20 protein-coding genes are annotated in these 24,636 nt (G+C 75.4%); 6 read left to right on the top strand and 14 right to left on the bottom strand.

The genetic code is table 11. The annotated features are described in order from the left end of the window. Window positions 1–93: 93 nt before the first annotated feature. The 4 genes from OG335_RS18350 to OG335_RS18335 are packed head-to-tail and all read left to right on the top strand — an operon-like array spanning window position 94 to window position 3,670. Complete coding sequence (locus tag OG335_RS18350) at window positions 94–1,098, top strand: ABC transporter ATP-binding protein (RefSeq protein WP_405012199.1); 1,005 nt, start codon at window positions 94–96, stop codon at window positions 1,096–1,098. Next, window positions 1,082–1,987 carry an ABC transporter permease gene (locus OG335_RS18345; protein WP_405012198.1) on the top strand — a complete coding sequence of 302 codons (906 nt, stop codon included), beginning with the start codon at window positions 1,082–1,084 and terminating at the stop codon, window positions 1,985–1,987. Before OG335_RS18350 ends, OG335_RS18345 begins: the two co-directional genes overlap by 17 nt. Before the next feature lie 9 nt (window positions 1,988–1,996). Continuing rightward, entirely contained in the window at window positions 1,997–2,914 is a 918-nt protein-coding gene (locus OG335_RS18340; protein ID WP_405012197.1) for an ABC transporter ATP-binding protein, read from the top strand. A 39-nt stretch (window positions 2,915–2,953) separates the two neighbouring features. After that, window positions 2,954–3,670 (top strand): ABC transporter permease, encoded by a 717-nt coding sequence (locus OG335_RS18335; protein ID WP_405012196.1) that lies wholly within the window; start codon window positions 2,954–2,956, stop codon window positions 3,668–3,670. A gap of 56 nt (window positions 3,671–3,726) precedes the next feature. On the opposite strand, the gene OG335_RS18330 is transcribed toward OG335_RS18335, so the two are convergent. Next, a complete protein-coding gene (locus OG335_RS18330) occupies window positions 3,727–4,968 on the bottom strand; it encodes a CynX/NimT family MFS transporter (RefSeq protein WP_405012195.1) in 1,242 nt (413 codons plus the stop codon). Between the two features lie 64 nt (window positions 4,969–5,032). After that, entirely contained in the window at window positions 5,033–5,764 is a 732-nt protein-coding gene (locus OG335_RS18325; RefSeq protein ID WP_405012194.1) for a FadR/GntR family transcriptional regulator, read from the bottom strand. A 304-nt stretch (window positions 5,765–6,068) separates the two neighbouring features. Between OG335_RS18325 and OG335_RS18320 the strand changes: the two genes are divergently transcribed. Then, on the top strand, window positions 6,069–7,997 hold the full coding sequence (locus OG335_RS18320; protein ID WP_405012193.1) for an LCP family protein: 1,929 nt from the start codon (window positions 6,069–6,071) through the stop codon (window positions 7,995–7,997). A 50-nt stretch (window positions 7,998–8,047) separates the two neighbouring features. Here OG335_RS18320 and OG335_RS18315 read toward each other — a convergent pair whose 3' ends face one another. The 8 genes from OG335_RS18315 to OG335_RS18280 form a co-directional block, all read right to left on the bottom strand. Further along, on the bottom strand, window positions 8,048–8,872 hold the full coding sequence (locus tag OG335_RS18315; protein WP_405012192.1) for an HAD family hydrolase: 825 nt from the start codon (window positions 8,870–8,872) through the stop codon (window positions 8,048–8,050). Beyond that, a complete protein-coding gene (serS, locus tag OG335_RS18310) occupies window positions 8,869–10,146 on the bottom strand; it encodes a serine--tRNA ligase (RefSeq protein WP_405012191.1) in 1,278 nt (425 codons plus the stop codon). Before serS ends, OG335_RS18315 begins: the two co-directional genes overlap by 4 nt. Window positions 10,147–10,839: 693 nt before the next feature. After that, window positions 10,840–11,775: a prephenate dehydratase gene (gene pheA, locus OG335_RS18305; RefSeq protein ID WP_405015443.1), complete on the bottom strand. Its 936-nt coding sequence runs from the start codon at window positions 11,773–11,775 to the stop codon at window positions 10,840–10,842. A 141-nt stretch (window positions 11,776–11,916) separates the two neighbouring features. Continuing rightward, window positions 11,917–13,959, bottom strand: a complete 2,043-nt coding sequence (locus OG335_RS18300; protein ID WP_405012190.1) for a FixH family protein — start codon at window positions 13,957–13,959, stop codon at window positions 11,917–11,919. A gap of 5 nt (window positions 13,960–13,964) precedes the next feature. After that, complete coding sequence (locus tag OG335_RS18295; RefSeq protein ID WP_405012189.1) at window positions 13,965–14,438, bottom strand: copper chaperone PCu(A)C; 474 nt, start codon at window positions 14,436–14,438, stop codon at window positions 13,965–13,967. Beyond that, entirely contained in the window at window positions 14,435–15,109 is a 675-nt protein-coding gene (locus OG335_RS18290) for an SCO family protein (RefSeq protein ID WP_405012188.1), read from the bottom strand. Before OG335_RS18290 ends, OG335_RS18295 begins: the two co-directional genes overlap by 4 nt. 84 nt (window positions 15,110–15,193) lie before the next feature. Continuing rightward, window positions 15,194–15,928, bottom strand: coding sequence for a YcnI family protein (locus tag OG335_RS18285; RefSeq protein ID WP_405012187.1), 735 nt, complete (start codon window positions 15,926–15,928; stop codon window positions 15,194–15,196). A 136-nt stretch (window positions 15,929–16,064) separates the two neighbouring features. After that, a complete protein-coding gene (locus tag OG335_RS18280) occupies window positions 16,065–16,871 on the bottom strand; it encodes a hypothetical protein (RefSeq protein ID WP_405012186.1) in 807 nt (268 codons plus the stop codon). A gap of 228 nt (window positions 16,872–17,099) precedes the next feature. Between OG335_RS18280 and OG335_RS18275 the strand changes: the two genes are divergently transcribed. Next, window positions 17,100–17,756, top strand: coding sequence for an ATP-binding protein (locus OG335_RS18275; RefSeq protein WP_405012185.1), 657 nt, complete (start codon window positions 17,100–17,102; stop codon window positions 17,754–17,756). A gap of 69 nt (window positions 17,757–17,825) precedes the next feature. On the opposite strand, the gene OG335_RS18270 is transcribed toward OG335_RS18275, so the two are convergent. Genes OG335_RS18270 through OG335_RS18255 form a run of 4 tightly spaced genes read right to left on the bottom strand, consistent with a single transcriptional unit; the run spans window position 17,826 to window position 24,544 of the window. Then, the gene (locus tag OG335_RS18270; protein WP_405012184.1) at window positions 17,826–19,643 is read right to left on the bottom strand and encodes a hypothetical protein; all 1,818 of its coding nucleotides are present in this window, start codon (window positions 19,641–19,643) and stop codon (window positions 17,826–17,828) included. Window positions 19,644–19,683: 40 nt separating this feature from the next. Continuing rightward, entirely contained in the window at window positions 19,684–21,735 is a 2,052-nt protein-coding gene (locus OG335_RS18265) for a vWA domain-containing protein (protein ID WP_405012183.1), read from the bottom strand. Then, window positions 21,732–23,039, bottom strand: coding sequence for a hypothetical protein (locus tag OG335_RS18260; protein ID WP_405012182.1), 1,308 nt, complete (start codon window positions 23,037–23,039; stop codon window positions 21,732–21,734). The genes OG335_RS18265 and OG335_RS18260 overlap by 4 nt, the downstream gene beginning before the upstream one ends. Next, the gene (locus OG335_RS18255; RefSeq protein WP_405012181.1) at window positions 23,036–24,544 is read right to left on the bottom strand and encodes a hypothetical protein; all 1,509 of its coding nucleotides are present in this window, start codon (window positions 24,542–24,544) and stop codon (window positions 23,036–23,038) included. Before OG335_RS18255 ends, OG335_RS18260 begins: the two co-directional genes overlap by 4 nt. Window positions 24,545–24,636 lie beyond the last annotated feature (92 nt).

Below are 24,636 nucleotides of genomic sequence, written 5' to 3'. Positions count from 1 at the left end.
GGGGATGCGTCCTCCGCGTCATCCCGAAGGATCAGCACAGGCTCGTCATCCCAGCTCATTCCCGTGGGCGCCCGCCACCACTACGTTGAGGGCGTGTCCACAGTCATCGCAACGGACGGCCTCACGAAGAGGTTCCCGCGGGTCACCGCCCTGGACCAGCTGACCGTAGAGGTGCAGCCCGGGGTGGTCGGCCTGGTGGGCGCCAACGGAGCGGGCAAGTCCACACTGATCAAGATCCTCCTCGGGCTGGCGCCCGCGACCTCCGGCACCGGGCGGGTGCTCGGCCTCGACATCGCGACCCAGGGTGCCGAGATCCGTGAACGGGTCGGCTACATGCCCGAGCACGACTGCCTGCCGCCCGACGTGTCCGCGACGGAGTTCGTGGTGCACATGGCCCGGATGAGCGGCCTGCCGGCCGCCGCCGCCCGTGAGCGCACCGCCGACATCCTGCGCCACGTCGGCCTGTACGAGGAGCGCTACCGCCCGATGGGCGGCTACTCGACGGGCATGAAGCAGCGGGTGAAGCTGGCCCAGGCGCTCGCGCACGACCCGCAGCTGGTGCTGCTGGACGAGCCGACCAACGGCCTCGACCCGGCCGGCCGCGACGAGATGCTCGCCCTGATCCGCCGGATCCACTCGGACTTCGGCATCTCGGTGCTCGTCACCACGCACCTGCTCGGCGAGCTGGAGCGCACCTGCGACCACCTCGTCGTCATCGACGGCGGACGGCTGCTGCGCTCGTCCTCCACCGCCTCCTTCACCGAGGCCACCCGCATGCTCGCGGTCGAGGTCACCGACCATCCGCAGGACGCCGTGCCCGAGCCGGGCGCCGCGGTCGCCGCGCGGCTGACCGCCGCAGGGCTGACGGTGCGTCCCGACGGCTCGCACGTGCTGCTCGTCGAGATCGGCGACGAGGACACGTACGACCTCGTCCGCGACGCCGTGGCCGACCTCGGCCTGGGGCTGGTGCGCCTGGAGCAGCGCCGCCACCGGGTCGCCGAGATCTTCACCGAGCAGGCCGCGGGCGACCGCGCGACGAGCGGCCTGCCGCACCCCACCCAGCCGACGGGAGGTTCCGCCGATGCCGCCGTCTCCTGACGCCCGCACCGACGCCGACACCGGTGTCATCCACAACATCGGCTACCGCGGCTACGAGGGCCCCCGGCTCGGGCGCGCCTACGCGACCCGTTCGCTGTACGTGCAGAGCCTGCGCGCCGCGTTCGGCCTGGGCCGGTCCGGCAAGTCCAAGGTGCTGCCGATGGCGATGTTCGGCCTGCCGGTGGTGATCGCGGCCGTGATGGTCGCCATCCAGATCTTCACCGGCGTGAAGAAGCCGATCGTCGACTACGCCGACTTCATCCAGAACACCGGCACGCTGGTCTGGATCTTCCTGGCGGCGCAGGCGCCGGTGCTGTTCTCGCGGGACCTCCGCCACCACACGGTGCCGCTGTACTTCTCCCGCCCGATCACCCGGGCCGACTACGTGCGGGCGAAGTTCGCCGCGCTGGCCAGTGCACTCTTCATCGTGATGGCCGTGCCGCTGCTGGTCCTCTACCTGGGCGCGCTGCTCGGCCGGCTGCCCTTCGGCCACCACACCGCGCACTTCCTGATCGGGCTGGCCGCCGCGGTGCTGTACGCGGTGCTGGAGGCGGCGATCGCGATGCTGATCGCCGCGAGCACGCCGCGCCGGGGCTTCGGCGTGGCGTCGATCATGGGCGTCCTGGTGGTCAGCAGCATCGTCGCCGGCATCGTGTACGGCATCGCGGGCGGCGAGTTCGAGTCGCCGCCGGAGAGCGCCAACTGGGCCGCGATGCTCGCCCCGGGCATGCTCGTGGCCGGCTTCGTCAACCAGGTGTTCGGCCTGGTCGTGCACCCGAACGTGGTGCACGCCCCCGGCGCCGGGGCGGCGCTGCTGTTCGCCGCCGAGATCGTGCTGCTGACCGTCGCCTGCTACTGGTTCACCGACCGCCGCTACCGGAAGATCTGAGAGCTCGCCATGGCCGTCATCACCATCGACCGGGTCTCCCGCTGGTTCGGCAACGTCGTCGCCGTCAACGACGTCTCCATGCAGATCGGCCCCGGCGTCACCGGCCTGCTCGGCCCGAACGGCGCCGGCAAGTCGACTCTGATCCACATGATGAGCGGCTTCCTGCCGCCCTCCGCCGGCCAGGTCGCGCTGGACGGCGTACCGATCTGGCGCAACCAGGAGGCGTACCGGGCCATCGGCCTGGTGCCCGAGCGGGAGTCGATGTACGACTACCTGACGGGCTGGGAGTTCGTGCTCGCCAACGCCGAGCTGCACGGCCTCGCCGAACCGGCCGCGGCCGCCCGGCGGGCCCTGGCCCTGGTCGAGATGGAGTACGCCCAGGACCGGCGGACCGGTACGTACTCCAAGGGCATGAAGCAGCGGGTCAAGATGGCGTCCGCGCTCGTCCACGACCCGGCCGTGCTGCTGCTCGACGAGCCCTTCAACGGCATGGACCCGCGCCAGCGGCTCCAGCTGATGGAGCTGCTGCGCCGCTTCGGCGCCGAGGGCCGCACGGTGCTCTTCTCCTCGCACATCCTGGAGGAGGTCGAGCAGCTGGCCCGACACATCGAGGTCGTCGTGGCCGGCCGCCACGCGGCGTCCGGCGACTTCCGGCGGATCCGCCGGCTGATGACCAACCGCCCGCACCGCTACCTCGTGCGCTCCAGCGACGACCGCGGCCTCGCCGCCGCGCTGATCGCCGACGGCTCCACGACGGGCATCGAGTTCGACGCCGCGGAGCGCGCGCTGCGCATCCAGGCGGTGGACTTCCAGGGCTTCACCACCCTGCTGCCGCGGGTCGCGAAGGACGCCGGCATCCGGCTGTACACCGTCTCCCCGGCCGACGAGTCGCTGGAGAGCGTCTTCTCCTACCTCGTCGCCTCCTGACCCACCCCCCGAACCACCGCCCGAAGGAAGGCCGAACCCGTGAACGTGACCGTCGCCAGGCTGACCGCGCGCGGCCTGCTGGGGCGCCGCCGCGGCATCCTGCTGCTGGTCGTGCCCGCGCTGCTGCTGCTCATCGCCGTCATCGCCCGGCTGACCGCCGACGACCCGCGGGGGCTGGGCGCCACCGTGATCGGCGGGCTCGGTGCCGGCACGCTGCTGCCGATCCTCGCGCTCGTCGTGGGCACCGGGGTGATCGCCACCGAGATCGAGGACGGCTCGATCGTCTACCTGCTGGCCAAGCCGCTGCCGCGCTGGCAGATCGTCACCACCAAGCTGTCGGTGGCGGTCGCGGCGACCTGGCTGCTCTCGGGTGTGCCGATCCTGCTGGCCGGGCTGATCCTCTACGGCACCGAGGACGGCGTCGCCGTCGGCTACACCGTCGGGGCGCTGGTCGCCGGCGCCGCGTACAGCGCGCTGTTCCTGCTGCTCGGCGTCGTCACCCGGCACGCCGTGGTGGCGGGCCTCGGCTACGCGCTGGTGTGGGAGAGCCTGGTCGGCAACTTCGTGCCCGGTGCCCGCACGCTCAGCGTCCAGCAGTGGGGCCTGTCGGTGGCGAGGTCCCTCGCGGCGGAGGGTGCCGTCACCGCCGACGTCTCGCTCTCGGTCGCCGTACCGCTCCTGCTGGTGGTCGCCGTGGCGGCCACCGCGCTGGCGGCGTTCCGGCTGGGCGGGCTCACGCTCGCCGGCGAGGAGTAGCCGCCACCGCCCGGGCCCGAGGCACACCGCCCGGGCCCCCGGTGCGGCGCGCCGCGTCAGACCGTACGGTCGCGGCCCGCGCCCCAGCCCGCCGCGGCCGCCGCCAGGGCCAGCACCAGCAGCAGGGCGAGCGGGAGGTCCCAGCCGCCGGTCAGCTGGTGCAGTGCCCCGGCGCCCACCGGGCCGGCCGCCGCGAGCAGGTAGCCGACCGACTGCGACATGCCGCTCAGCCGGGCCGCGCCCGCGGGGCTGCCGGTGCGCAGCACGATGAAGGCGAGCGCGAGTCCGAGCGATCCGCCCTGGGCCACGCCGAGGACGGTGGCCGCCGCCCAGGCGCCACCGACCGGGGCGAGCAGCAGCACCGCGATGCCGGTGGCGTTCAGGACGGCCATGGTCGCGGCGAGGGCCCGCTGCCGGCCCATCCGCCCGGCCAGGAGCGGCACGAGGAAGGCGCCGGCCACCTGCACGAGGTTGGAGAACGCGAAGACCAGGCCGGCCTCGCCGCGGTCCATGCCGTGGTCGGCGAGCACCGTGGGCATCCAGGCGACCAGGCTGTAGACCAGCAGCGACGAGATGCCCATGAACGCGCTGATCTGCCACGCCAGCGGGGAGCGCCACGGGCTCCCGCCGGCCGCCGCGCCGGTGGCCCCGTCCGCCGCCGGGACGGCCGGGGGCCGCGGACGCCGGGCGTGCAGCAGTTGCGGCAGCCACGCGAGGGCGGCCACCAGCGTGAGCAGCGACCAGGCGCCCAGCGAGGCCCGCCAGCCGCCGCCGAGCGCGTGCTCCAGCGGCACGGACACGCCCGCCGCGAGGGTGGCGCCGACCAGCATGGTGGTGGAGTACACGCCGGTCATGGTGGCGGCGCGGTCCGGGAACTCCCGCTTGACCAGGGACGGCATGGAGACGTTCAGGACGGCGATCGCCACGCCGATCACCACGCAGCCGGCGTAGAGCGCGGCCGCCGAGGGCAGCACGCGCACCAGCACGCCCGCGCCGAGGGTCAGCACCGCGCCGAGCACCACCCGCTCCGCGCCGAACCGGCGGGTCAGCCTCGGGGTGAGGGGTGCCCCGACGCCCTGGAACAGCACGGGCACGGTGGTGATGAGGCCGCTCGCGGTGGCGGAGAGTCCGAGCGTGCGCTGGATCTCGCCGACGAGCGGGGAGATCGCCGCCAGGCAGGCCCGCATGTTGAGGGCGACCAGCAGGATCCCGGCGAGCATCAGCGCGGGGTGGCCGAGGGAGGTGCGCGTACGGACGGCCGTGACGGCGGGGGACTGCGGGGTGCGGGTGACCGCCATGACGGGAGGGGCTTCTTTCCGGACGGTGCGTGCGGGGAGGGGGGAGGAGCGGGCGGTGCCCGCGTCACTTCCGGGCCGCGACGGCGGCGATCAGCTGCTCGACGGCGGCGGTCGGCCCGGCCAGCAGGGCGCGGCAGGCCGCCTCGGCGCGGTCGGGGTCGCCGCTCTCGACGGCGTCGACCAGGGCTTCGTGGGTCGCGAGGACGACCTCGGGCATGCCGTGGTCGCCGAAGGCGGTGTGCATCGCCTCGCGGACCGAGGCGCCGAAGTAGCGGTACAGCTCGGCGAGCGCCGGGTTGTGGGCGGCCTCGACGACGGCGGTGTGGAACTCCAGGTCGTGTTCGACCGTGGCCTCGCGTCCGGCCCGCTCGGGGTGGGCGGCCATGATCTCGGCCTCGCGGGCGAGCGCCGCCCGCATCCGGGCGATGTCGTGCGGGGTGTGCCGGACGGCGGCGAGCCGCGCGGCCTCCGCCTCCAGGGCGGCGCGGACCTCCAGGACGTCGCGGACGTCGGAGCGCTGCACGCCGCGCAGCACGGCGGCCGGGTCGCTGGTGGAGCGGACGAAGGTGCCCTCGCCCTGGCGGGAGACGAGCATGCCGGCGTGGACGAGCACCCGGATCGCCTCGCGCACGGTGTTGCGTCCCACGTGCAGCCGCTCGGCGAGCTCGTGCTCGGTGGGGATGCGCTCCCCCACCTGCCAGGTGCCGGCGCCGAGCTGTTCGCGCAGCTGGTCGATGGTCTCGTCGACCAGGGAGCGGCGCCCGGCGGCGTGCAGTCCGTCGGTCCGGCCGGCCATGGGCGCTCCCTTCGCGTGCTCGTGGTCCCCTGCGCCGTGACGCGGGTGGCCCGATGGTGGGCTTGCCCGGTCATCCTACAACTACCCTCATCCTACAATGTCCGGACGCGTGAGCCGGTGCCCGTCGGCTCGGCGCGGGAGCGCTCCCGGCCGTCGCCGGAGATTGTCCGATCGTGCAACCAGCGGCCCGGGCCGTGACTCTTCAATGATGCCTTTATATGCTCCGCAGAAGCTCACGCGGCAGGACCCCACCGGGGTGCGTTGCTGAGGCTCGTGTTGGGCTGTGCCGGTGGAAGGTGTACGAATGTCAGGCCAGAGGGCGGGAGCGTCGGATCACGACGCCGGCTGGTGGCAGAACGACGCCTCCTTCCAGGACGGCTACGGCAACGGCGGCCAGGGCTACGGCCGGGACGGCCGGCCGAACGCCGGGCACCGCGCCGACGGCCATGACGCGTACGGCGGCCACGGCCTCCGCCAGGGCCACGGCGGAGGCGGCGGAGGCCGCCGCAACGACGGCTACGCCGAGCCCGCCCGCCGCGACGACGGCTACCGCGACGACGGCTACCGGGACGACGGCTACCGCGGCCGCCGTGGGGACGACGCCTACGCGCCGTACGGCGAGGAAGCCGTGCCGCGCCCCCGCCGCGCCGCCCCGGACGAGTCCGCACTGCCCCGGCAGGGCGGCCGGGCCGACGCCCGCCGCGGCCGTCCCGCCCCGGGCGACGACGACGGCAGCGGTGTCGGCCGCGCCGACGCCCGCCGGGCACGGCAGCGCCCCCGCAGCCGCAAGAAGATCGTCGTGTGGGTGGCCGTCGCCACGCTCGGCCTGATCACCGCGGCCGGCGGCGCGCTCTACCTGAAGCTCGGCGGCAACATCCAGTCCTTCGACGGCGACGGCGTCAGCAAGAACCGCCCGGACGCCGCGACGCCGGACGCCGACGGCCACACCCCGATCAACGTCCTGCTGATCGGCTCCGACACGCGCAGCGGCGACAACAAGAGCCTGGGCGGCGGCGAGGACGGCGGCGCCCGCTCGGACACGACGATCCTGCTGCACGTCTACGCCGACCACAAGCACGCGGTCGGCGTCTCCTTCCCCCGCGACGCGCTGGTCGACGTACCGCCGTGCAAGCTGCCCGACGGCTCGTGGACGAAGAAGAAGACCGACGTCATGTTCAACAGCGCCTTCTCGGTCGGCAACACCGAGACGGGCAACCCGGCCTGTACCCAGAACACCGTGGAGGCGCTGACGAACATACGCGTCGACCACACGATGGTCGTCAACTTCGAGGGCTTCTCCGCGATGACCAGCGCCGTCGGCGGCGTCAACGTCTGCCTGCCGAACGCGATCTACGAGGGCGACCTCAACCCCAACCTGGGCAAGAAGGGCAAGCAGCTCTACCCCAAGGGCGAGCAGAAGGTCGAGGGCAAGGCGGCGCTCGACTACGTACGGCTGCGGCACGGCATCGGCGACGGCTCCGACGTCGGCCGGATGAAACGCCAGCAGGCCTTCATGGCCTCCCTCATCAAGAGCGTCAAGAGCAAGGGCATGGACCCGACCACGCTGCTCCCGCTCGCCGACGCCGCCACGAAGTCGATGATCGTCGACCCGGGGCTAGACTCCCCGACCAAGCTGATCTCCTTCGCCATGCAGATGAAGAACATCGACCTGCACAACATCAAGTTCCTCACGACGCCGTGGAAGTTCGCCGGCTCGCGGATCGACCTCGTCCACCCGGACGTCGACGCCCTCTGGGCGGCCCTCAAGGCCGACCGCACCCTCGACGGCCAGGACGCGAGCGCCGGCGCCGACGCGAGCCCCGGCGCCGCGGCGAGCCCCACCCCGACCGTGCCGGCCACGGTCGACGGCACCGGCATCAAGGTCGGCGTCTACAACGGCACCCTCACCAGCGGCCTGACCACCAAGGCCGCGTCGACCCTCACCGGCTCCGACTTCACCGTCACCGGCCGGGGCAACGCCGCCACGCAGAACCACGCGACCACGCTCGTCCAGTACGGCCCCGGCCAGAAGGCCTCCGCCGAGAAGGTCGCCCAGCTCTTCCCGGGCGCGACCCTCCAGTCCTCCACCAAGGCGGGCATCAGCCTCGTCCTCGGCAAGGACTACGCCTCCGGCAGCACCGCCGCCGCCGTCCCGACCGCCCTGCCGTCCAGCATCGCCGGCGACGCGCGGTCCGCGGACGACGACCCCTGCTCGAACGTCTCCTACGGCTGAGAAGCCGGAGTCCCCGGCCCACCGGGCCGGGGACTCCGGACGGCGGCCGGTCAGACCAGGCCGAAGACCCGCTCCAGCACCAGGGCCACGCCGTCCTCGTCGTTGCCCGCCGTCACCTCGTCGGCGACGGCGCGGAGCCGCTCGTGGGCGCCCGCCATCGCGACGCCGTACGCGGCCCAGGCGAACATCGGGAGGTCGTTCGGCATGTCGCCGAACGCGATCGCCTCGGTGCGCTTGACCCCGAGCCGCAGCGACGCCACCGCGAGGCCGGTCGCCTTGGACAGCCCGGGCGGCAGCAGCTCGACGACGCCGGGCCCCGCCATCACGACACCGACCAGGTCGCCGGCCGCGCGCAGTGCGGCGTCCGCCAGCTCGTCGTCGGTCAGCACCGGGTGCTGGACGTACAGCTTCGCGAGCGGGCCGGACAGCAGCTCGTCCGCGCCGACCCGGACGATCGGCAGCTCGCTGCCGATCTGCAGGCGGAAACCCGGCCCGGCCAGCACCCGGCCGTCCAGCCCGTCCTGGTTGGCGGCCACGGCCAGCGGGCCGGTCTCGGCCTCGATCTTGGCCAGCGCCGTCGCGGCGACCCGCCGGTCGAGCGTGAGCGAGGTCAGCAGCCGGTGCGCACCGGCGTCGTACACCTGCGCGCCCTGGCCGCAGACCGCTATGCCGGTGTAGCCGATCTCGTCGAAGACCGGGCGCGCCCAGGCGGCCGACCGCCCGGTGACGACGATGTGCTGCGCCCCGGCGGCGACCACCCCGGCGAGGGCCGCACGGGTGCGGTCGGAGACCGTCTCGGCCGAGGTCAGCAGGGTGCCGTCGAGGTCGGTGGCGACCAGCCGGAACGGCAGGCCGCCACCGGGGGAGGCGCTCACTTGGCGACGGGCTCGATCACCGAGCGGCCGCCGAGGAACGGGCGCAGCGCCTGCGGCACCACGACGGAGCCGTCCGCCTGCTGGTGGTTCTCCAGGATCGCCACGATGGTGCGCGGTACGGCGACCAGGGTGCCGTTCAGCGTCGCCAGCGGGCGCACCTTGCCCTCCTCGCGGACCCGGATGGAGAGCCGGCGCGACTGGTACTCGGTGGTGTTGGAGGTCGACGTGACCTCGCGGTACTTGCCCTGGGTGGGGATCCACGCCTCGATGTCGAACTTGCGCGCGGCCGAGGAGCCGAGGTCGCCGGAGGCGACGTCGATGACCCGGTACGGCAGCTCCAGCGCGTTGAGGAAGTCCTTCTCCCACTGGAGCAGGCGGCGGTGCTCGGCCTCGGCCTCCTCCGGCGTGGTGAAGACGAACATCTCCACCTTCTCGAACTGGTGCACCCGGATGATGCCGCGGGTGTCCTTGCCGTAGGTGCCCGCCTCGCGGCGGAAGCAGGAGGAGAAGCCCGCGTAGCGCAGCGGCAGCTGGTCGCCGTCGAGGATCTCGTCCATGTGGTACGCCGCCAGCGGCACCTCGCTGGTGCCGACGAGGTAGCGCTCCTCCTCGGCGAGGTAGTACACGTTCTCGGCGGCCTGGCCGAGGAAGCCGGTGCCGTCCATGGCGGCCGGGCGGACGAGGGCCGGGGTGATCATCGCGGTGAAGCCGGCCGCGGTGGCCTGCGCCATCGCCATGTTGACGAGGGCGAGCTCCAGCAGCGCGCCGACGCCGGTCAGGTAGTAGGAGCGGGCGCCGGCGACCTTGGCGCCGCGCTCGGTGTCGATCGCGCCGAGGATGCGGCCGAGCTCGACGTGGTCGCGGGGCTCGAAGCCCTCCGCGGCGAAGTCGCGCGGGGTGCCGATCTCCTCCAGCGTGACGAAGTCCTCCTCGCCGCCGACCGGTGCGGCCGGGTCGATGAGGTTGGCGAGCGAGCGCAGCAGCCGGTCGGCCTCGTCCTTGGCCTCGCTCTGCGCGGCGTCGGCGGCCTTCACCTCGGCGGCGAGCTCCTTGGTGCGCAGGAGCAGGGCGGCCTTCTCGTCGCCCTGGGCCTTGGCGACCTGCTTGCCGAGGGTCCTCTGTTCGTTGCGGAGCTCGTCGAAGCGACTGCCCGAGGACCGGCGCCGTTCGTCGGCGGAGAGGAGGGCGTCGACGAGGTCGACGTCCTCACCACGGACGCGCTGCGAGGCGCGCACTCGGTCGGGGTCCTCACGGAGCAGGCGAAGGTCAATCACGGGGCCAGCCTACCGGGGAGCGGGGCCCGGACCGGAACCGGATTCCCCTGGATTCGGCAGCGGATCCGGCGGGGGGATCCGCGGGGGCCGGACTGACGGTCCGTCGTTTTCCATCCGGTATTCACCGCATTGAGACCGGGCGGCAAGATCGGACGGTTATGGAACTTCTTGTCCGGTAGTGTCCGATAGTGTCCGGGATCGACGGGTGCGGGCGGCGCGGAAGCCGTGCTGCGGCCCGTCGGGGAGCCTTCCCGGCCCGGGCCGCCGCACGGTGCGGCGGGCCGGAGAGACCCTGGGGATAACCCCGCCCCCGCCTGTGGATAACCCCGGGGGAAAAGGGCGCCCGTCCTGCTTGTCCACAGGCATCGCCCGGATCCTGTGGACGACCGGAAAGCGAAGAGCGGTGAGGCGAATCGCAAGAGAATTGAGGTTTTAAACCCGGATGGGCCTTCCCGGGTGAGGGAATTCGCTCACTCGCACAGGTGATTCGATGGCAGAAGGGTGACTCTGGTCCGATTAGTCACCTCTGTGGGTGAGTGCGATGATCCGACCCGTCTTGCCAGTGGCTATACCGCTTTGTCGACTCGGGCCGCTCCTTGTGGATAACCTCCGCGGCACCGAAGCCTGTGGACGAAGCCCCGGCCCTGTGGATGAACGGGCGGCCCCACGGCCGCCCGTCCCCACCGGAAGCGGTCAGATCTCCCCGCGGCCGTCCAGGCAGCGGGACAGCCAGTCCGCCGCCTCCGAGAAGTCCGCATCGGTCGTGCCGGGCCGCACCGACCGCTGCGGTCCGGCGTCCGCCCGCGGGTACGAGCCGAGGAATCGCACCTGCGGGCAGATCCGCTTCAGGCCCATCAGCGCCTCGCTCACCCGGCGCTCGCTGAGGTGCCCCTCGCAGTCGATCAGGAAGCAGTAGTTGCCCATGCCCTCGCCGGTCGGCCGCGACTCGATGCGCATCAGGTTGATGCCGCGCACCGCGAACTCCTGCAGCAGCTCCAGCAGCGCACCCGGGTGGTCGTCCGGCAGCCAGACCACCATCGAGGTCTTGTCCAGCCCGGTCGGCGACGACACCCGGCCCGGCCGGCCGACCAGCAGGAAGCGGGTCGTGGCGTTCGCGGCGTCGTGGATGTCGAGCACCAGCGGCTCCAGCCCGTACAGCGGCGCCGCGAACTCGCCCGCGAACGCGCCGTCGAACCGGCCCTCCTGCACGAGCCGGGCGCCGTCCGCGTTGGACGCCGCCGCCTCCCACTGGGCCTCCGGGAGGTTGGCCGCCAGCCACCGGCGCACCTGCGGCTGGGCCACCGGGTGGCTCGTCACGGTCTTCACGTCCGCCAGCGTGGTGCCGGGACGCACCAGCAGCGCGAAGGTGATCGGCAGCAGCACCTCGCGGTAGACCATCAGCGGCGCGCCGGAGGCCAGCTCGTCGCTGGTCGCCGTGACCGCGCCCTCCACCGAGTTCTCCACCGGCACGAACGCGCCCGCGGCCTCGCCGGCCCGCACCGCGTCCAGCGCCGCCGGCACGGACGCCAGCGGCACGAGCTCGCGGGTCGCCGCCTCCGGCAGGGTGCGCAGGGCGGCCTCGGTGAACGTGCCTTCCGGCCCGAGATAGGTGTAGCGGGTCGCCGACATGCCGCCTCCGTACGCAAGGGTGGTGCTGAGCAGGACTCGGCCTGCCACGATAGTCACTCCCGGCGCCCGGCCGGGCGCCGTCCCGCCTGCTGGTCCTCCGCCCCCGGCCCGCCGCCCGCGCACCGGGCCGGGGGAGCGGGGTCAGCCGACCTTCAGCTGCTCCGTCGCCGTGGACTGGTCGATGTCGGAGGAGCGCACCGTCACCGACACCACCCAGTCTCCGGCCAATGGGAGTTGCGCGGTACCCGTCCAGCGTCCCGGGCCCTGCGCGGCGAGCGTCACCGGCAGCGGGCCGAGGTCGCGGTCGGGCAGGGTGAAGGCGAGCTGCACCTCCGGCACCGTCGCCGGTGCACCCGTGCTGTCGTCGAGCTTCAGCGTCACCTGGTTGGGGCCGGTGGCGACCGGGTTGACCGTCACCGTCGCGGTGCCCTTGGCGTTGGGGGTGCTGCCGCCGGTGTCGTAGGGCAGCTTCAGTTCCGCGGTGCGGCCCGGCACGGTGCTCGCCCCGGGCGCGGCCGGTGTCCGCGCGGTGGCGGCGACGGCCTCCGCGACCCGCCCGGGCGGCGCGTTGGTCAGCATCGTGGTGACGACCAGCACGGCGACCGCCACCACGCTCTCCACCAGCACGGTGCGGCGCAGCCCGGCCCGTGCCGGACCGCCGTCCCGCCCGCGCCGCTCGCCGGCGGCGGCCCGGGCGGCCTGCTGCCGCCGGAGCTGCGCGCGCCGCACGGGGTCGTCCCCGGCCCCGTCGCCGCCGGAGCCCTTCGCGGAGCCCTTCGCAGAGCCCTTCGCGGAGACCGCCGTGGAGCCGTTCGCGGCGGTCTCCGCCGCCGTTTCCGCCGCCGTTTCCGCGACGGCGTCCGCAGTGGTCCCCGCCGGGGCGGCCCGGAGCCGGGCGACCCACGCACGGGAGATCCACGCCAGCCCGACCATCGCGGCCACGCAGCCGACCTTGATCAGCAGCAGCCGCCCGTACTCGGTGTCGACCAGGGCGCTCCAGCTGCCGAGGCCGCGCCAGGCCTGGTAGACGCCGGTGGCGGTGAGCACCGTGACGGCGGCCAGCGCCAGCTTGGAGAACCGCTCGACGGCCGCCGTCGGCACCCCGTGCCGCAGCCCCACGAGCAGGGTGGCCAGGCCGCCGAGCCAGACCGCCGTCGCCAGCAGGTGCAGGGCGGCGGTCGGCAGGGCCAGCGGCACCTGGATGCCCACCGAGGAGTGGTCGGCGCCGACCCAGGTCGCGGTCAGGGCGACGGCCAGCACCCCTCCGGCGACCCCCAGTCCGATGCGGGCGTCACGCAGCGGGCGTTCGGCGGCGCGGCGCTCCAGCGCGCGCAGCTCGTCCTCCTCGCCGCCCGCGGGGGCGGTGCCCGCTCCGGTGTCCGCCGGGTCCTCCTCGGGCTCCTCCTGGCCGAGCCGGCCGACCAGCAGCGACAGGAAGACGCCGCCCGCGGCGAGGAGCAGCAGCCGGGCGGCGAGCGCGGTGCCGATCCGCTCGTCGAGGGTGGCGCGCACCAGCGTCAGGTCGAAGGCCTGCCCGAGGCCGGTGCCCCGCTCGTACGGGCCGCGCAGCAGCAGCACCGCCACGGTGGAGACCAGCAGGGCGATCCAGCCGGTCATCAGCAGCCGCTGCACGGTGTGCACGGCCGCGCCCCGTGGCCAGCAGGCCAGCACGAAGACGGCGGAGCCGACCAGCAGCGCGAACGCGGCGTACGCGACCGTGCGGGCGGTGCCGTACGCCGCGGCGACCACGGCGTCGGGCTCGGCACCCTGCACGGCGGAGGCGGAGACGCTGGTGGCGGAGGGGGCGCCGACGGAGAAGGTGAACGCGCCGCCGACGGGGTGGGAGTCCTCCGAGACGGCCCGCCAGGCGACGGTGTAGGTGCCGTTGCCCAGACCGGCGCGGAGGGTGACCCGGGCGGTGGCGTCCTTGCCGTCGGCGTGGGCGGCGTCGCCGTTGTCCACCGGCTGCCCGGCGGGGTCGAGCACCCGCACCGAGTCGGTGGTGAGCGAGACGCCCTCGCTGAAGGTGAGGGTGACGGCGGCGGGAGCGGTGGCGGTCACCGCGCCCTGGGCCGGGTCGGTGGCGACCAGGGCGGCGTGCGCGGCGGCGGTGCTGGCACCGCCCAGCAGCACGGCCGCGGCCGCGGCGAGGACGGCGAGCAGCGCGGCGGCTCTCCTCAGCATGGGTGTCAGCTCCCGGGCCGGTAGGTGAGCGGCTTGACCGGCACGGTGACCGTGATGGTGCCGCTCCTGGCGAAGGTGAGGTCGAGTTCGAGTACGTCGCCGACGGCGGGCTGCTTCTGCCATCCCATGATCATGAGGTGGTTGCCGCCGCGGGCCAGTTCCAGCTCGCCGTGCGCGGGCACCGGCAGGCTCTCGACCGAGGTCATGGTGGTGGTGCCGGAGGTGTGCATGGTGACCGAGCCGGCGTTCGGGCTGGTCACGGCGACGAGCCGGTCGCCCGACCCGCCGTCGTTGCGGACGGTCAGGTAGCCCGCCCCCATGCCGCCCGGCAGGGCGGGTAGCGGGACGTAGCTGTCGCTGACGCGCAGCACCGCGTCGTCCCCGGAGCCGGACCCGCAGGAGACGAGTATCAGGCCGCCGGTCAGCGCGGTGGCCAGCCCGGCGCCGACCAGGGCGGAGCGGCGGAACCCGAGGCTCACGCCGCCACCCCCCGGGCGAGCAGCGGCAGGTCGTGGGTGTACGTCGCGACGGAGCTGTCTCCGAGGTAGAGCACGTGCGCCTTGTCGTCGGAGGGCAGGAAGGCCAGCACCTGGGCGCCGTGCGCGGAGGTGACCGTGCCGTCCGCGTTGACGACCGGGTCCTGCACGGCGACGCCCACGCCGAGCGCGGCGGTCTTCACCCTGGCGAGGTCGCCGGTGAGGCCGATGAAGCCGGTGCCCATGGAGTCGAGCCAGGTGCGGAGCACCTTGGGGGTGTCGCGCTCGGGGTCGGTGGAGACGAAGACGACGTCGATCTTCTTCTGCTCCTCGGCCGGGAGCTTGGCCATGGCCACCCCGATGTCGCCCATGGTGGTCGGGCAGACGTCCGGGCAGCTGGTGTAGCCGAAGAAGAGGAGCACGGAGCGGCCCGCGGTCCGCTTGCGCAGGTCGAAGGGCTGCCCGGAGGTGTCGGTCAGCACGAGGTCGGGCTTGGCGAAGTGCTTGCTCAGCACGCTGCCCTGGTAGACGGAGCTGCCGCCCTCCTTGTGCACCGTGGCGGCGCCGCCGCCGCTGCTGCCGCCGGACGAGCAGGAGGTGAGCGCGAGCGAGCCGGCCAGGGCCAGGGCGGCCACGGCGAGCAGCCGCGTCATCGGACGGGGGGTGTGGGACATGGTGACGGTGTTCCGATCGTGCGCGGGGCGGGCGGGCCGGCCCGGCGGGCCGCACCGCGGAGGTGCGGCCCGCCGGGCCACGGGTCAGGAGGCGGAACCGCTGCGGCGGCGGAGACCGACGGCGCCGAGGGCGGCGCCGACCACGCCGACGACGATGCCGACGACGCCGAGCGTGCGCGCCGTGGAGTCGTCACCCGCGCTGCCGGCGGAGGCCGTCGCGGTGTCCTGCGAGGCGTGGTGGTCGGCGGCCGGGGCGGCGGACGCGGACGCCGCGGCGGCCTTGGTCAGGGTGAGCACGGGCGCGGGCTTCTCGGGTTCGGCCTGGCCCTCCTTGGCCTCCTCGATCCAGCGGACGACCTCGCCGTTGTCGTACGTCTGCAGGGCCTTGAAGGTCAGCGTGTCGGTGTCGGTCGGCAGGGCGCCGAGCGACACGCGGAACTCCTGGAACTGGCCGGGCGCGATCTTGGCGGTCGCGTCGGCGGTCCAGGTGATCTTCGTGACGGCCTCGGTGATGTCCTTGCCGTGCGACTTCAGCGGCGTGGCGAGCTTGGACTTCTCCAGGACGGCCGTCCAGCCGGTCAGGGGCTGCACCCGCACCGAGGCCATCGGGTGGTCGGCGGGCAGGCTGACCTCCAGCTTCACGGTGGACGCGGTGTCGCTCTCGTCCGGCACCCGGAACGCCACGACGCTGTAGCCGCCCTGCGGGACGCTGCCCGGCTGCACGGTCACGTGGGCCGCGGCGGGCCCGGCCAGCGTGAGGAGGGCGGCGCCGGCCACGGCGGCGGCGAGGGCGGTCCGGCGGGCGGGAGTGGAACGCATGATGGGGTCTCCAAGGGGAGAGGGGGCGCACGGCGGCTCGCGGCCGCAGGCGTGCACCGGGGCTGTGGTGGGGCAGGTGCGGGCCGTCCGCTCACGCGCGCACGGCCGGTCGCGCACGCCACGGGCCCTCGGCCCGTCAGCGCGCGAACGCCCCCGCCGGCGGCCCCCGCCGGACCACGCTGTGCCGCAGGACGGCCGCCACCGGCAGCCGCCAGTCCTCCGCCCGCCCGCCGTACGGCCGCACCGGGCGCGCCGGCACGGGGCCGCCGGTGAGCAGTGCGGCCAGCAGCCCCAAAAGCGTGTGCAGCGGCGGTGCCAGCTCCCGGGCCGCGGCCGCGGTCAGCCGCAGCAGCCGCCAGAGCGCGGCCTCGCCGCGGCGCAGCCACCAGCCCGCGGCGACGGCCGCGACGAGGTGGCCGAGCAGCATCGCGGGGCTCGTGCCGAGCAGGCCGCCGGCATGGCCGGCGCCCGCGGCGGCGTACGCGTGCGGGTCCAGGCCCGCCGCGCTGATGAGCTGTTCGGGGCTGGTGCCCGCGGGCAGGGCGGTCACGCCGTTGCCCGCGACGTCGTCGCAGAGCAGCCGCCCGGCGGCCTCCGGCATCGACATGCCGGCCATGTGGTGGCCGCCGGTGGCCGGGGTGACGGTGTGGAACACGACGTGCAGGGCGAGTTGACCCGCCGCCAGGGCCCCGGTGATCGCGCCGAGCGACCGCTCCCGGCCGCCCAGCGACGCCGCGAGCAGCAGCACGGCGGTGAAACCCGCCGCCAGCGCGGGCAGGGCGACGTCCCCGCCGCCGACCCACGCGTGCCCGGCCGCCGCGATCAGCGTGCACACCAGTGCGAACGGTACGGCCCGCGCCACCCTGAAGTCCCAGGCCGCGGCCGGCACCCCGTCGGTGGGTGCGGCGGCGCCTGCGAACGGGGCGACGGGACGGTCGGTCATGGCCGGGCCATCATCTCACCGTTCACACCGCCGACCGGGGCAGGGTGGCAAATATGACGGATGACCCTTTCGGCCCCGGCGCGGACGCCCCGCCGTGCGCCGCGCGGCACACACTTCCGCGTCAGTCCATCCCCCGAACGGGCGGTCCGTGGCCGCGGCGACGGTTCATCGCGGAAACGCCCGGAGATACCTAGTTGTATGTGGAGCCGCAGCCAGGAGGGACCTCCCGTGGACATCTGGTGGACTCTGCACCTCAAGCGCGACCCGGCCAGCGTGCCGCTCGCACGCCGCATCCTGCTCGGCGCCATGGACTCCGCCGGGGTCGACCCGCAGATCGCGTACGACCTCGGGGTCGCCCTCACCGAGGCCTGCGCGAACGCCGTCGAGCACGCCGTCACGGCCCGCCCCGACGAGGGCTTCCAGGTCACCGCGTCCATCGCCGGCGACCGGCTGCGCATCGAGGTGATCGACTCGGGGCCCGGCCTGCCGCCCGTCGGCGTGCCGCTGCCCGCCGCCGTCCCGCCGCTGCGCCGCACCGGGCCGCCCTCCCCCGCGCAGGCCCGCCCGGCCGGCCGCCGCTGCCGCACCCGCCGCGGCCGCGCCACCCTGCCCGCCCCGCTGCTCGTCGGTCACCGCCCGCGCCGCACCGACGGGCCCGCGCCCTACGACACCCACGTGCTGCCCGTCGGCCGGCCCGCCACCGTCCGCGCACCCGACCCGGACGTGCTGCCCGACCTCGGCGCGGAGTCCGGCCGCGGACTCTTCCTCATCCACGCCCTCACCGACCACGTCCAGCTGCGCAACCACCCCCTGCGGGGAGCGATCGTCAGCTTCGACAAGATCCTCAAGTGGCAGGACGACGCCCTGCTGCGCGCCGCCTCCTGACGGTGCCCCGACCGCCGCCTCCCGACCGCCGCCTCCCGGCCGCCGCCTCACGGCCGGCCACCGCCCCGCTCAGAACCCGCCGCCCGCGGACACCCGGAGCTCCTCCAGCTCCTGCTCCCACCAGGCGCCGTCCCAGTCCTCCGCCCACAGCGCGGGCCGCCCGCCCGCCAGGGCCGCGACGCGGAGCCGCCGGTCGGCACCCAGCTCGACCGCCACCCGGACGGCCTGCGGCACCCCCAGCACCGTCACCGCGGGGTGCCCGCCGTCCGGCGACGACAGCTCCGCCGCCGCACCGGCGGGCCCGGCGGTCACGACGGCCGGTCCGCCGCGCAGCCCGGCCATCGCGACGTCCGCGCCGGACCCGGTTCCGGACGCCGTACGGTCCGCCAGCCACTCCCCGGAGAAGTGCTGCCGGAACGCCCGCACCCCGCCGTCCGCGGACACCGCCCGCACCTCCGTCTCCCCGGCCCGTCCCACGGCCAGCGCCGCCCGCACCACCACGCCCTCCAGCACGGTCTCGCGCTCCGACGGACCCCCGCCGCCCTGCGGCCAGGTCACGCTCAGCAGGCGGTCCGGCTCCGCGACCAGCACCACCGGCACGCCCATCTCCGGCCCCCAGGCCGCGGCCAGCACCCGCGCCTGCCGGAAACCCGGCTGCACCGACTCCTCCGTGCCGCCGCCGGGCGACCACCGGGTCAGCCGCAGGCCGGTGTCCCGGCCCGTCCACACCAGCACCCCGCCGCCCGGGGAGGCCAGCACCGCCAGCCCGGCCGCACCCTCACCCGCCCGCACCCACCCGGCGCCGTCGCCCAGCCAGAGCGTCGCCGCGCCGTCCACCGCGGCCACCAGCGGCTCGCCCAGGCCGCCGCGGACCGCCGCGACCTCCCGGACGTCCCGGGGGGCCCCGGCGGCCGGCGCGAGCCCCGCCGCGGTGTCCGGCTCCGGCCCGTACCAGGACACCCCGCGGCGCCCGCCGGTGACCACGAGACTCGGCGAACGGCCGTCGGCCAGCACCGCCACGCACACGTGCTCCGCGCGCCGCGCCGTCTCGGCGAGCGACCGCCGCAGCTGCTCCGCCCACGGTTCCAGCGGCGCGGGCCGGCGGTCCGGCCGGGCGTCCAGGGCCTGCACCAGCAGCGCCGCGACGTCCGCGGAGTACCCCGCCCGCAGCAGCTGCTGCTCCGTCACGCGCGCCGCGTCGAAATCCGGGAGCCGCGGGGCGTCCGGCATCAGCAGCATCCGGGCCAGCGCGCCCACCGCGAAGCGGTCCTTCGCCTCGCTGGGCCGGCCGCCGTGCGACTCCTCCTCGACGATCGCGAAGCCGGGCGTCGCGACGACCGCCGTCAGCGGCCGGTCGAGCGGCGCCAGGAACGCGAGGTCGATGAGCTTCGGCGCCCCCGCCGCGTCCACGAGCACGTTGCCGGGGGAGATGTCGCGGTGCACCCACCCGCAGCGGTGCAGGTCGTCGACGACGCGGCAGAGCCGCACCAGCAGGTCGGCCCGCTCGGCGTCGCCCGCCGACCGCCGCGCCCACTCGCCGACCGGCGCCGCCTCCAGCCACGGCGACACCAGGTACGGGACGCCCTGCCGCCCCGCCGCGGCCGGCAGGTGCGGTTCGGCGCCCACGAAGCACGCCACCGGCACCACCAGGTCGGGCAGCTGGAGCCGCGCCGCGCGGTGGATGCTGTCCTCCCACCGGCTCAGCCAGTGCCGGCGGCCCTCCGCGGTGTCGTGCGGCGGCAGCAGGGTGAGGATCTTCACCGCGCAGGTGTGGGCCCAGCCGTCACGGTCGATCCGCTCGGCCTGCCACAGCTCGCCCTCCAGCCCGCTGTGCCGGTGCGCGATCAGCCGGTACTGGTCGGGGTCGTGCGACGGGCCCAGCCGCATGCCCGCCGTCCACCGCGAGCCCGACGTCACCCGGAGCCCCTCACTCGTCGCCCCGGTAGCGCAGCCCGAACCCGCCGCCCGTTGTCGACACCGCGGACACCGGCACCGGTGCGGCGGTCGGTGCCGCAGCGGCCGGGGCGAGGTCCGTCGCCGCCGGGCCGGTCCCGGCGGCGACCGGGCCCGTCTCGGTCGCGGCCGCGCCGCCCTGCGGCACGCCGTACGCCGTGTCCGGGGCGGTCGCGGGCGCCGTCGGCGGCACGGCGGGGCGCACCGCGGGCGGGGGCGGCACCGGGGCCGCGGCGGCCGAGTCGGCGAGCCGCCCGGCCAGTTCGTCCAGCGCGTCGGCGAGGCGGCCCAGCCACTCGAGCCGCCAGGCGTCGTCCTCCGGCCGGGCACCCGGCTCCCGCAGCCGGTCGAGCAGACCCTCCACGGCGGTGATCCGCCGCCCGGGCAGGTCCGGTGTCCGGGCGGGACGGCGCGGGCGGAACGCCGCCGCCACGTCCCGCACGAAGGCGCGGGCGTCCGGCCGGGCGGCACCGGTGCGGACCGACCGCGAGACGGCCGTCCGGACGTGGTCCGCGGTGAACAGGCCCGCCCCGCAGACCCGCCGGGCCTCGCGGTTGCAGAGCCCGGCGGCGTCCAGCAGCCGGTCGGCGAGGACGTCCCACGCGGCGGCCGCCCCCGGCGCGCCGGCCGGGCCGACCCGGTCCTGCTGCACCCGCAGCGCCTGCAGGGTCGCCACGCTCGCGGGCGGCAGCGGCCCGTGCTGCGCCGACGGGTGACGCAGCTGCACCCGCTGGGCGATCCCCGCGCCCAGGCCCGTGAAGTACTCGGCGAGTACGTCGAAGCCGCCCACCGCCGCCGCGCCGCCGCCGCCCACCCGCACGAGCTGTTCCAGCAGTGTGTGGTTGGGTTCGAGGCCGAAGCCGTCCTGGCCGCCGCGGTGCAGCCACTGCCGGTAGAGCTGCGGGGTGCTGATGCCGAGCGCGTGGAGGCGCACCCCGGTGTCCCGGTGCAGGTGCTCCATGAGGCTGACCGGTTCCTGCGCGGCGTACACGACCTCGCCGAGGCCCTGGTCGCCGCGGGGGGCCCAGTGCGCGCCGTCGCTGACGAGCACGATCAGCTTCTCGTTGCCGGGCCTGCCGTGCCGGTAGAGCAGGTTGGCGGCCTCGTGCAGCGCGTTGCCGATGTCGGTGCCGGCGTTCTCGGGCCGCAGCAGCGACACCGCCATCCGGAACTCGTCGGCCGTGGCGACGCTGCCCGCGTCGAGCTCCGCCATGCCGCCGCCCCGCGGGAAGACCTGGCGGGTGGTGTGCGTGAACGCGACGAGGGCCAGCCGGGAGACCCGCCCGCTGATCTGCAACCGCATCGCCAGCAGGTGCTGGAGGGCGTCGCGGAGCGCGGCGTCCCGCCGCTGCACGGGCGCCCGCGCACCGCGGCCGAAGAGCCCGCGCAGCCCGCCGGTCTCGCCGGCCGCCGGGATGTCGTCGACGCCCATCGAGCCGCTGCAGTCGGCGAGCACGACGATGTCGACGCCGGTCCGGGCACCCGGGGCGAACAGCTCCGCCTCCGTGCCGGTACCGATCTCGGCGAGCACCGGGCCCCCGGTCCCGGTGTCCAACTGCTGGATCCGGTAGGGCAGCCCGCCGACGTCCAGCCAGAGGTCCCCGGCACCGCCCGGCGGCACCCAGACGAGGCGGCCGGGCAGACCCGCGTCGGAGACGTCCCGCAGCGCCGTCTCCAGCGGCGCCTCGGTCGGCGCCTCCAGGCGGATCCGGGCGGCCGGCACGACCGGCACGGCGTCCAGCCGCCACGGCGGCTCCGGGCCGTCCCCGGTGAGGTCGAGCTCGGCGGCCAGCGCCGCGTTGACGGCCAGCACACCGGGCGGCACCTCCGCGACCGGCACCAGCCGGACGGCCGCCTGGAAGCTCTCGCCGGCCCCGGCCAGCCCGAGCAGGGCCGGCAGGCCGTCCGGGCCGGTGCCCGGCGGGAGCCCGGCCGGGGCCACGCCGATCCGCTGGCCGTACAGCGGCCCGCCGACCGGCACCGTCCGCAGGCGGTGGCTGTGCGACGTCATCAGCGCCTCGCTCACCGCCGGCCTCCCCGGTTGCCGCCCTCGATCCTCACGTCCATGCCCAACTGCTGCCGGTAGGCGGCCACCCGCGAGCCCTGCGGGCCGATGAACGGCCCGCGCAGCTCCGGCGGCAGGTGCACCCACAGCACGGCGGGCCGTTCGCCGCCGGGGCCGCCGGTGCGGGCCGGCTTGTACTCGGCGAGCCGCAGCGCGGCGGCGATCGCCTCGCCCCAGCGCGCGTCCTGCTCGCGGACCAGCGCCCGGAGCTCGGCGACCAGCTGCTCGCCGTGGTCGCTGTGGCCGCGCAGCCGGGTCAGTTCCTTGTCCCAGTCGGCGCCGGCCCGCTCCACCGGCCTGACGAACCGCTGCGGACCGCTGCGCCGCAGGTGCCCGTCGAGGCCGGTCAGCGCGGCCCGCACCGCCCGGTGGTCCAGGGCGAGTTCGCGGTGGTCGCAGTTGCGCAGGTTGTGGCTGAAGGCCGCGAGCGACGGCATCCGCACACCGGTCCGCCGGGCCGCGCCGCAGCAGATCTGGAAGAGCAGCGACTCCACCGGGGCCCCCTTGACCCGGCTGTGCGCCCGGCACAGGCCGAGGCCGACGCGTTCGGCGCCGAAGACCTGCCAGCGGTGGGCGTGCCGCCCGCAGGCCTGCCGGCCGCAGGGCGTGCCGGCGAGGTCGAGCCAGTCGCACACGACGGTGCCGCTGGCCGTGCAGCCGGGCTCCTCGCACACCGGGAAGGCCAGCCGGTGGCAGGGCGGGCAGTAGTCGGTGTCCGGATCCTGCGGGTGCCGCCGCCGGTGCTGCTCGCACCAGGCCTTGCCCGAACGGCAGTTCTGCCCGCCGCACCAGAACGACGCGGGTGCGCCGCAGTCCGTGCAGGCGGGGTGGTGCCGGCCGCAGGACGGCGTCAGCGCGCCGTCCAGCAGCACCGCGTGCTCGACGCAGACCCGCTCCGGCCGGCCCTCGTCGGCGCACCAGCGGCACCGGAAGCAGCCGTACCCCTCGCGGCCGAGGGCGTCGCAGTCGGCGCAGCGGTGGACGATCCGGGGACGCTCGCGGACGGCGACGAGGTCGAAGAGCGTCTCCGGGCCCGCGGTGGTGATCCCGGGGGCCACCCGCACGATCTCCAGCACGATCGTGCCGTGGGCGGCGTCCCAGGAGTGCACGGAGCCGCCGTGCAGCGGCCGTCCGTGCAGGGCGGGTTCCAACTCGTTCCAGAGGGCGAGGAGGTCGTCGCGTCCGCCGCCGCCGGGGGCCCAGCCGCGCAGGTCGAGGACGGCTTCCACCTGCCCGGCGGGGTGGCGGGGCTGCTGGTCGTTCACGTGTCGCCCTCCCGCGGGGGCCGGGCGCTGCGCCGGTCCCCCTGCCGTGGCCCGTCGCCGCCGGGGTGGCGTTCGCCGCGCGGCCGGCCGCCGCCCTGCCGGCCTGACCGTTCCGGCCCGTCGGCGCGCTGCCCGCCGCTGCCGCCCTGCCCGTTGCCGCCCTGCCCGCCGTCCCGGGACCGTCGCCCGCGTGCCCGGTCGCTGCCCGCCCGGTCGCTGCCCGTTCGGCCGTCGCGGGGCCGGCCGTCGCGGGGCCGGTCGTCGCGGGGCCGGGTGGCCTGCGGCGCGGCCGCGGTCCCGGCCGCCCGGGGGGAGACGCCCTCGGTGAGGGCGGCCTGCCAGGTGTCCAGCAGCAGGTCGACCCGGCCGGGGGACCCCTCCCGGACGGACCGGAGCAGCAGTCCGCCGGGCCGGGGGTCGGTGAGGTGCCGGCCGATCACGTCGACGAGCGCCGCACGGCCGTCCCGGGCGGCCCGCACCAGCAGGTCCTGGGAGCGCTGCGGGGGCAGTCCGAGGCCGGGCAGCTCCAGCGGGGCCAGCAGCGGGAAGAGCTCCTCGGCGGTGGCGTCGAGGAGGGAGAGCTCGGGCAGCAGGTCGTCGAGGAGCCGGCGGGCGGCCTCGCGGGCGGGTACGGGCTCGCCGGTGCGGCCGCGGGTGCCGCCGGAGGGGACGAAGCGGGCGCGGAGACCGTGGATGACCGCGCGGGCGCGGTTCTCCTCGACGAGCCGCTGCGGGGTGCTGCCCTCGCGGCTGCCGTTCCTGACCATCCGCCGGGCGTGCAGTGCGAGGGCGGCGAGGAGCAGGGCGTGGGCGCGGAGGTCGGCGAGCGAGGGCTGGGAGTCGAGGCAGCGGACGAGCACGCGAGGGGTGGTGCCGTCGGTGTCGCCGACGGGGGCTATGTCCATCCGGGTGAGGTCGGCGATGCCGTCGCGGCGGCGGATCTCGGCCCGTACCCGGTGCAGGTGGCGGGGGTCCGCGGAGGCGAGGTGGCGGGCCGCCAGGTGTTCGCGGGAGTCGGCGAGGCGGCGGGAGCCCACCCGGTCGGGGCCGCCGCCGATGAGTCCGTGGCCGCCGAGTGCGATGAGCACCGGGCTGTGCCGGCGCAGCAGGTTGGCGAGCACCTCCTGCTCGACGGTGTCGAGGGTGAGGAGTTCGTGGGTGTCGCCGCCGAGGGGTGGCTGCAGGTCGGGTGCGATCCGGGTGCCGGGCGGGTGCAGGACGCCGCCGAGCGCGTGGGCGCCGTGGGCGAGTGCGGCGAACACCGTGCCGAGGTGGGGGAAGAGTTCGTCGCGGGCGGCGGGGGTGCCGAGCCAGGCGGCGTCGACCGAGACGCCGAGCAGGCCGGGGGTCCGTTCGTCCGCCGCGATCCGGGCCGCGGGCAGGTGCGGCGGTGGCGCGGGCAGGGCGACGGACCCGAGGACGTGGTGCACGTCGGCACCGGTGACCGCGAGCGTCTTGGTGAGGGACTGCCGCGAGGCCCCCACTCTGGTCAGACTCACCAACACGCCGCCAGCCTAGCCCGTCCACCTGCCCGGTCCGACGGGAATGACTGATCATCACATGGGCTTTTCGGGAGTGGACTTGCGGCCCGGTGCGG

It is taken from the genome of Kitasatospora sp. NBC_01539, from assembly GCF_045040525.1.
Lineage (GTDB): Bacteria > Actinomycetota > Actinomycetes > Streptomycetales > Streptomycetaceae > Kitasatospora.
Note: the sequence above shows the minus strand (reverse complement) of the source record. Positions and strands in the feature narration are given on the sequence as shown.

Coding starts and splice junctions, on each gene's coding strand:
- OG335_RS18345 (WP_405012198.1), top strand. CDS start 1,082: ATGCCGCCGTCTCCTGACGCCCGCACCGACGCCGACACCGGTGTCATC.
- OG335_RS18340 (WP_405012197.1), top strand. CDS start 1,997: ATGGCCGTCATCACCATCGACCGGGTCTCCCGCTGGTTCGGCAACGTC.
- OG335_RS18330 (WP_405012195.1), bottom strand. CDS start 4,968: ATGGCGGTCACCCGCACCCCGCAGTCCCCCGCCGTCACGGCCGTCCGT.
- OG335_RS18325 (WP_405012194.1), bottom strand. CDS start 5,764: ATGGCCGGCCGGACCGACGGACTGCACGCCGCCGGGCGCCGCTCCCTG.
- OG335_RS18320 (WP_405012193.1), top strand. CDS start 6,069: ATGTCAGGCCAGAGGGCGGGAGCGTCGGATCACGACGCCGGCTGGTGG.
- pheA (WP_405015443.1), bottom strand. CDS start 11,775: ATGTCGGCGACCCGCTACACCTATCTCGGGCCGGAAGGCACGTTCACC.
- OG335_RS18300 (WP_405012190.1), bottom strand. CDS start 13,959: ATGCTGAGGAGAGCCGCCGCGCTGCTCGCCGTCCTCGCCGCGGCCGCG.
- OG335_RS18290 (WP_405012188.1), bottom strand. CDS start 15,109: ATGTCCCACACCCCCCGTCCGATGACGCGGCTGCTCGCCGTGGCCGCC.
- OG335_RS18285 (WP_405012187.1), bottom strand. CDS start 15,928: ATGCGTTCCACTCCCGCCCGCCGGACCGCCCTCGCCGCCGCCGTGGCC.
- OG335_RS18280 (WP_405012186.1), bottom strand. CDS start 16,871: ATGACCGACCGTCCCGTCGCCCCGTTCGCAGGCGCCGCCGCACCCACC.
- OG335_RS18270 (WP_405012184.1), bottom strand. CDS start 19,643: ATGCGGCTGGGCCCGTCGCACGACCCCGACCAGTACCGGCTGATCGCG.